General features: G+C 63.2%; 7 protein-coding genes. All 7 read left to right on the top strand.

Going from position 1 to position 8,072, the window contains the following annotated elements; all coding sequences use genetic code 11:
* Window positions 1-17 precede the first annotated feature (17 nt).
* The 7 genes from queA (at window position 18) to GXP34_09825 (ending at window position 7,951) form a co-directional block, all read left to right on the top strand.
* Window positions 18-1,019, top strand: coding sequence for a tRNA preQ1(34) S-adenosylmethionine ribosyltransferase-isomerase QueA (queA, locus tag GXP34_09855; GenBank protein NOY56276.1), 1,002 nt, complete (start codon window positions 18-20; stop codon window positions 1,017-1,019).
* Entirely contained in the window at window positions 1,019-2,134 is a 1,116-nt protein-coding gene (gene tgt, locus GXP34_09850; GenBank protein NOY56275.1) for a tRNA guanosine(34) transglycosylase Tgt, read from the top strand. The genes queA and tgt overlap by 1 nt, the downstream gene beginning before the upstream one ends.
* On the top strand, window positions 2,131-2,463 hold the full coding sequence (gene yajC / locus GXP34_09845) for a preprotein translocase subunit YajC (GenBank protein NOY56274.1): 333 nt from the start codon (window positions 2,131-2,133) through the stop codon (window positions 2,461-2,463). The genes tgt and yajC overlap by 4 nt, the downstream gene beginning before the upstream one ends.
* A 2-nt stretch (window positions 2,464-2,465) precedes the next feature.
* Window positions 2,466-3,986 (top strand): protein translocase subunit SecD, encoded by a 1,521-nt coding sequence (gene secD, locus GXP34_09840; GenBank protein ID NOY56273.1) that lies wholly within the window; start codon window positions 2,466-2,468, stop codon window positions 3,984-3,986.
* On the top strand, window positions 3,983-5,092 hold the full coding sequence (gene secF / locus GXP34_09835) for a protein translocase subunit SecF (protein ID NOY56272.1): 1,110 nt from the start codon (window positions 3,983-3,985) through the stop codon (window positions 5,090-5,092). The genes secD and secF overlap by 4 nt, the downstream gene beginning before the upstream one ends.
* 167 nt (window positions 5,093-5,259) lie before the next feature.
* Window positions 5,260-5,784 carry an adenine phosphoribosyltransferase gene (locus GXP34_09830; GenBank protein ID NOY56271.1) on the top strand — a complete coding sequence of 175 codons (525 nt, stop codon included), beginning with the start codon at window positions 5,260-5,262 and terminating at the stop codon, window positions 5,782-5,784.
* The gene (locus GXP34_09825) at window positions 5,777-7,951 is read left to right on the top strand and encodes a bifunctional (p)ppGpp synthetase/guanosine-3',5'-bis(diphosphate) 3'-pyrophosphohydrolase (GenBank protein ID NOY56270.1); all 2,175 of its coding nucleotides are present in this window, start codon (window positions 5,777-5,779) and stop codon (window positions 7,949-7,951) included. The genes GXP34_09830 and GXP34_09825 overlap by 8 nt, the downstream gene beginning before the upstream one ends.
* Window positions 7,952-8,072: the final 121 nt, after the last annotated feature.

The following is an 8,072-nucleotide window of genomic DNA, read 5'->3' as shown; positions in this document are numbered from 1 at the left end:
TGAGAACAGAGCAGGTCATGCGGACCAGCGAGTTCGACTACGTCCTGCCCAGGGACGCGATCGCCCAAAGGCCGGTCGCACCCAGGGATGCGGCCCGACTGCTCGACGTGAGGGATCTCACCGACCGGACGTTCCGGGATCTGCCTGCCCTGCTCATGTCGGGCGACCTGGTGGTCGTCAACAACACGAGGGTGCGAGCGGCTCGCCTCCACGGCCACAAGGAGGAGACAGGTGGTGCGGTCGAGGCGTTGATCCTGACCCGGCTGGACGATGGTCGCTGGGAGGCCCTGGTTCGACCCGCCCGGCGTTTGCGCGCGGGAACCAGGCTGCGATTCGGGGAGTTGCGCGGACGCATCCTCGAGGATCCCGTCCGCGGCAAGGCACTGCTCGACCTGGAGGGCGACGATATCGAGGCGTTGATTGCCGCTCATGGAGAAGTGCCTCTTCCGCCGTACATCACGGCCGGACCATCCGACCCGGAGGAGTACCAAACGGTGTTTGCCGACAAGGTCGGATCGGCGGCTGCGCCGACGGCCGGCCTGCACTTCAGTGGTCCCGTTCTGGCCGAGCTGGGCGATCGTGGGGTCGGTGTCGCCACCGTGGACCTCCAGGTGGGCTTGGATACGTTCCGACCGATCGATACCGAGTACGTCGAACATCATGAGATGCACACGGAACGCTTCTCGATACCGGTCGAAACGGCCGCCGCGGTGTCCGAGACCCGCAGGCGTGGCGGTCGTGTCGTGGCCATCGGAACCACCGTCGTGAGGGCCCTCGAGGCCGCATCGGTCGGAAACGAGGTGCGACCGGGTCAAGACTCGACAGACTTGTTCATCCGACCGGGCTACGACTTCACCGTCGTCGATGCGTTGGTGACCAACTTCCACATCCCCCGGTCATCGCTTGTCGTTCTCGTGGCGGCCTTTCTCGGTAGGCGATGGAGGAGTGTCTATGCGACGGCCCTCGATCGCGGTTACCGTTTCCTCTCATTCGGGGACGCCATGTACGCGGAGCGATGATGCGGTTCGAAATCGGGGCGATCGACGGAGCAGCGCGAACAGGAACCCTGGCGACATCACACGGTGTGGTCAGGACCCCTGCATTCATGCCGGTGGGAACCCGGGGCACGGTCAAGATGGTCGATACGCGCGATCTGGCCGAGGCAGGCGCACAGATGGTGCTCGCCAACACCTACCACCTGATGCTCCGCCCGGGGGATGACGTCGTCCGTGACCTCGGAGGCCTGCACGCGTTCATGGGCTGGGATGCTCCGATCTTGACCGATTCCGGTGGATACCAGATCTTCTCGCTCGACGCGAAGGTGACCGAGGAAGGTGTGGAGTTCCGATCCTCATACGACGGCTCCCGAGTGGAACTCACGCCGGAGAGCGCCGTGGCCGTCCAGGAGAATCTCGGTTCCGACATCGCGATGGTCTTGGACGTTCTCATCGGCCTGCCGGCATCCCGAGAAGACGTCCAATACGCCATGGAACGGACGCTGCGGTGGTCCGCCCGGGCGGCAAAGGTGCGTGAGAGGGAAGATCAGGCGCTCTTCGGGATCGTCCAAGGCGGCACCGACCGCGAGTTTCGGAAGAGGAGCGCGGCGGTGACGGCGACTCTGGGATTCGACGGGTTCGGTATCGGGGGGCTCTCCGTGGGGGAGTCGGAAGCCGAGCGCAATCGTGCGATCGAAGTCGTGGTCGCGGAACTTCCGGAAGATCGAGTTCGTTACACGATGGGACTGGGCGATACCAAAGGGATGCTCGACGGTGTCCTGCGGGGTGTGGATCTGTTCGACTGCGTTTGGCCGACACGGCTCGCTCGCCATGGGAAGGTGCTGGCTTCGACCGGTGATTACGGCATCCGCCGAGCGGAGTTCAAGCGCTCCGGCGGGCCACTCGATCCGAACTGTGGTTGCCGGACGTGCATGGCGCACAGCAGGGGGTATCTGCGTCACCTCTTTCTGACGGGCGAACCGACGGGTCTTCGGCTGCTCACGGTGCACAATCTCGCCTACACGGCGTCGTTGATGGGCCGGATACGCGAGAGCATCGAATCGGGAGAGTTGCGATCGTTTCGGCGCGCGACCCTCGCGAGGAGAGTTTCCACCGGCTCGGATGACTCGCTAGCATGACCGCCGCCCGCTTGGCGCGGGCTGCACTCACGAAGAAGGTAGACGTGTTGGTATTGGCACAGACAACGGGCGGAAGCTCCTGGACCTCGCTGGTCTTCCTTGCGTTGTTGATCGGGATGTTCTATGTGTTGCTCATCCGACCGCAGCGTGTCAGGGCGAAGAAGCAGCGGGAGGTCGCCGCGAGCCTCGAGATCGGCGACAAGGTGCAGTCGTACGGCGGTGTGTACGGTGTCGTGGTCTCACTTGATGAAGATTCGGTCGTGCTCGGACTCGAAGAAGGACGGATGCGCATTTCCCGGCGGGCAATTGCCGGGAAGCGAGAGAGCTGACCATGGCTCGGCGCGTCATCACTCTGATCATCGTGCTGGTGCTCGCCTATGGTGGCGTGGCCGCGATCGTGGCGACGCACACGACTCCGGAACTCGGTCTGGACCTCAAGGGTGGAACCTCCGTCATCCTGCGAGCCCCGGAGGGGACCGATCCCGACGTGCTCGAGAAAGCCGTGGAGATCATGCGGGCGCGCATCGAGGCATTCGGTGTCCAGGAGCCCGAGATTTCCATCAGCGGGAAGAACGGTGTGCTCGTTCAACTACCGGGGGTCACCGATCGTGAGCGAGCGCTGGAGGCAATCGGCCAGACAGGCGTGCTGTCCTTCAGACCGGTGAAGGCCTCTTTCCTTCGCAGTCCTCTGCTTCAGCCCCTGACGACGACCACGACGGCGCCTGGCGAGACCACGGCTTCGACCGAGCCGACGACGACCACCACGTTTCCCGAGAACGTGGATCCGACGACGGGCTACACCATAAAGGATGATCCGGCGCTGTTGGACGCCTGGCTCCCCGAGTATGACGCCGAGGGAAAGCTGATCGCCGGATACGAGGTCGGTACGCTGCTGGATCCTGAGACAGGCAAGCCTGACCCGCTGACCGGCAAGGACCTCACCGAGGCGCTGGCGAACTTCGGTGCCGACGGCAAGTGGCAGGTCAATCTGCGCTTCAACGACGACGGAGCCCGCAAGTTTCAAGAGATCACCAAGGCCGCCGCGCAGTATCCGGCCGGGGATCCAAGACGGCAGATCGCCATCGTGCTCGACGGAAAGGTCATCTCCTCGCCACAGGTGGCAGAGACCGTCGATCCGAACCTTGGAATCGCCGGAGGCAACGCGGTCATCACCATCGGCGCCGGGGACACTCAACAGAGTGAGGCGCAGGACCTCGCCGTCGTCCTGCGGTACGGTTCCCTTCCCATCGCCTTCGAACGTGACAAGGTGCAGAGCGTCTCGGCGACCCTCGGTGCAGACTCGCTGCGATTCGGCCTCGTGGCCGGTCTCGGCGGTCTGATCCTGGTGGCGATCTACATGATTCTCTATTACCGGTCTTTGGGTGTGGTGACGATCGTCGGACTGAGTGTCTTCGGTTCGTTGATGCTGATCGTCCTCGGATTGCTCAGCAAGACCTCCGGACTCACGCTCACGCTCGCCGGCGTGACTGCGATCGTGGTTTCGGTCGGTATTACCGCGGACTCGTATATCGTTTTTTACGAACGCATCAAAGAAGAGCTCCATCGAGGTAGAACGATGCGCGCAGCCGTTGATGAGGGCTTCACAAGAGCGTTTCACACCATCCTCACCGCGGATACCGTGTCGTTTCTCGCCGCAGGGCTCTTGTGGCTGCTCGCCGTGGGTCCCGTCAAGGGCTTCGCTCTCACACTCGGCATCGCGACGTTCCTCGACATTCTCGTTGCGTATTTCTTCACTCGAAACGCCGTCAGTATCATCTCCCATGGACCCTTGGGGGAGGGCGGCTTCTTCAGTATCCGCGCCGCCGCCGGCGGAGTGCAGGAGGCATCATGAACCTCGTCACCCGTCTGTATCGGGGAGAGACCTCCTTCGACTTTGTCGGGGCAAAGCGGATCTGGCTCGCGATTTCGTCGGCGCTCATACTGATCTCGCTCGTAGCGATCGCCATCTTCGGTCTCAATCTGAGCTTGGATTTCAAGGGCGGTGTGGCCGTCGAGGTCACCAACGTGGCAGGTGTCGACGTTGCGGCCGTCCGGGACGCGGTGACGCCACTCGGGCTCGGCGACGCAAAGATCCAGATGCTCGCGGGCGGTGCCGACATCCGAGTGCAGGTCGGAACCCTGAGTCCAGCCGAATCCCGAGCGTTCCAGGAAGCCGTCGCGAAGGTCTCAGGATCATCGCTCGACCAGGTCTCCATCGATGAGGTCGGTCCGACCTTCGGCGCGCAAATCACCAGACGTGCGGTGACTGCGCTCGTCGTGTTCCTGGCGGCAGTCGTCCTGTTCATGTGGTGGCGACTCGAATGGAAGATGGCCGTCTCGGGGATCACCGCGCTCTTTCACGACCTGATCATCACGTTCGGTGTCTACGCTCTCACACGATTCGAGGTGACACCGGCAACCGTCATCGGTGTGCTGACGATTCTCGGCTATTCGCTCTATGACACCGTCGTGGTATTCGACAAGGTGAAGGAGAACATCGAGGAGTTGCACACCGACCGGATGACACTCTCGGAGCTGGTCAACCGTTCGATGAACCAGGTCCTGATGCGCTCCATCAACACCTCGTTGACGAGCCTCCTACCGGTGGGAAGCCTGTTGTTCGTCGGTTCGTTCCTCCTCGGCGCCCACACACTTCGCGACTTTGCGCTCGCTCTGTTCGTCGGGATCGCGGCCGGCACCTATTCCTCGATCGGAGTGGCGTCGCCGATCCTCGCGACGTGGAAAGAACACGAAGAAGAGTGGGAGCGGGTACGTCGCCGCAAGGAACGGGGGCGAGCCGATGGAAGCCGCCGGGGAGCCAAGAAGGCCGCCGTCGAGAGCTCCGCGGCTTCGAAGACACCGCAGGCCGCTCCGAAGACGCCGCAGGCGGCTCCGAAACGCAAGAGTGGGGCCGCCCCGCGACCACCGAAGAAGGGGAAGAAGGGCCGCCGGCGCTAGGAGTCGGCTTTCCAACCGCCGGCGCTCGCCGTTTCGACCTCCGACAGGAGCTTTGACGGTCGCTCGGCGGCCTAGGATCTCCGTCACGCCGCGATACGCAAGGCCGTGTACCGAGTACCAACTGTCGGGTACGCGAGGGGAGCGAGCCCGTGCGGTACACTTCTCCGGTGCAACATCCATCCTTTCGCAGCTTGATTCGTGATATTCCAGACTTCCCGAAGCCGGGAGTGGTGTTCAAGGACATCACACCCGTCCTCGCAGATCCGCGGGCCTTTGCCGACCTGGTGGATGGCTTGTGCGCTCCGTATCCTCTGGGAACGATCGACAAGGTGGCAGGCATCGAAGCCCGCGGGTTCATCCTGGCCACTCCTGTCGCGGAGCAGCTCAAGGCAGGTTTCATCCCGATCAGAAAGCCGGGGAAACTCCCCGCAGAGGTCATCCGACAGACCTATGAGCTCGAATACGGTAGCGATGCGCTGGAGATGCATCGTGACGCCGTACGTCCGGGTGACCGCGTGCTCATCGTCGACGATGTTCTCGCAACGGGCGGTACGGCCGCCGCCGCGATCTGTCTCGTGCAGCAACTCGAGGCGGAGGTCGTTGGCGTGGCCGTTTTCATAGAATTGGGATTCCTCGGAGGGCGGGCATCACTCAACGACGTGGGATTCCATGCCCTCGTCACCTATGACTGATCCGACCGATGAGGCGATGGATCGGATTCTGAGCGCGTACGCCGCGCACCATCCGAACGGCGACGCCGAAGCCATCCGAAGGGCGTACGAACTCGGCAGACGGCAGCACGAGGGCCAGATTCGTCAGACGGGCGATCCCTACATCACCCATCCCGTCGCCGTGACCGAGATTCTGGCGGGCTATGGCCTCGACACGGAGACGCTGTGTGCCGCCCTCCTGCACGACACCGTCGAAGACACCGACCTGACGGTCGAAGAGGTGCGGGAGCAGTTTGGAGAGGAGGTCGCCTCTCTCATCGATGGAGTGACGAAACTCGACCGGATCAAGTTCGGTTCGCGAGAGGAGGCGCAGGCGGCCACGATCCGAAAGATGGTCATCGCGTTGGCAAGAGACGTGCGTGTACTGCTGATCAAACTCGCGGACCGGCTGCACAATCTGCGCACGATCTGGCCGTTCCCCGAAGAGAAGCAGCAGCGGATCGCCAGAGAAAGCCTCGACGTGTACGCGCCGCTCGCGCACCGTCTTGGGGTCCAAGAGATCAAACACGAGATGGAGGATCGCTGTTTCGCGATCCTCTACCCGCGGCGCAACGCGGAGATCAAGGCCCTGCTGAAGCAACGCGCGCCACAACGCGATGCGTACCTCGGTGTCGTCATCGGAGAAGTGAAACAGTTGATGGAGGATGCCCACATCGAAGGCGAGGTCACGGGCCGACCGAAGCACGAATACTCGATCTACCGCAAGATGGTCAACAGCGGGCTTCCGTTCGAGCGCATCCACGATCTGATCGGTATCAGGGTGATCGTCGACGATGTTCGGGGCTGCTACGCGGTGCTCGGGCTGGTGCACGCGACGTGGCCGCCGGTTCACGGCCGATTCAAGGACTACGTCGCCATGCCCAAGTTCAACCTCTACCAGAGCTTGCACACGACCGTGATCGGTCCGGGCGGAGGGCCGCTGGAAGTACAGATCAGGACTCGCGAGATGCACGAGCGGGCGGAGTTCGGCATCGCGGCGCATTGGCGCTACAAGGAGGGGAGATCGGCAGACACGCTCCCGTGGATGGCCGACCTGCGATTCCTGCAGGACGAATACGAGGATCCCAACGAGTTTCTCGCAGGGCTCAAACTCGACCTGTATCAAGACGAGGTGTTCGTGCTCACCCCCAAGGGAGACGTGAAAACGCTGCCGAAGGGTGCGACACCTGTCGACTTCGCATACAGGGTTCACACGGAGGTAGGGCATCGGTGCATCGGCGCCAAGGTGAACGGACGGCTCGTACCGCTCGACACCAAGCTCGAGTCCGGTGACATCGTGGAGATCGTCACATCGAAAGCCCAGGATGCGGGGCCCAGCAGAGACTGGCTGGCTTTCGTTCGCACGTCCAGGGCACGGGCGAAGATTCGACAGTGGTTCGGCAAGGAACGCCGAGGAGCGGCGCTGACCGATGGGCGCGAGGCGGTCCTCTCGCTCTTGCGCAAGGAGGGTCTTGGACTGCACGCCAAGCGTAGGGACGAGCTTCTCGCCTCCGTGGCCGAGCGCCTGGGGCAGCGAGACATAGAGTCACTGTTTGTGGCCGTGGGCGAGGGAACCGTGTCCGGATCGACCGTGGTCGCACGTCTTCTGCGTCTTGCCCGCCCCGAAGAAGAAGAAGCTGTGGAATTGGCGGTTCCCGAACCTCCGCCGGTGAGACCGAGACCGGACACGGGCGTCGGGGTGATCGTCGAGGGGCTCGACGACGTATGGGTGCGTATCGCCCGGTGCTGCGCACCGTTGCCCGGAGATGACATCGTCGGATTCGTCACCGTCGGACGAGGCGTGTCCGTGCATCGCTCGGACTGCACGAATATCGCGTCACTGGGGAAAGAACGGATGATCGATGTCAGTTGGGCTCCTGAGAGAGTCGGCCGTTTCTCGGTGTGGATCCAGATCGAAGCTCTCGACCGTCCCCGGTTGCTACGCGACGTCACCGAACGGATCTCCGACATCGGTGGTGACATTCGGGCCTCCTCATCGACGACGAGCAAAGATCGAACGGCTGTCCTGCGGTACGAGGTGGAGCTCTCCGACCCTGGACAGGTCGATCGTCTCATCGACGCGCTGCGCGGCATCGAGGGCGTCTATGACGCCTATCGTCTGGTCCCCCGGGCAGGGCTGGATGGGTGACGATCCCCCTGTCGTCGAACCCAGGGCTCAGGGGGGTCGTGGCGACCCCCCTGAGCCCTGGGTTCGGCGACAGGGGGATCGTCAGCCATCCAGCCCCGCCCGGGGGACCAGACGATAGGCG

This window comes from Actinomycetota bacterium (assembly GCA_013152275.1).
Classification (GTDB): Bacteria; Actinomycetota; Acidimicrobiia; order Spongiisociales; family UBA4744; genus BMS3Bbin01.
The sequence above is the reverse complement of the archived record's forward strand: the minus strand, read 5'-3'. Positions and strand labels throughout refer to the sequence as shown.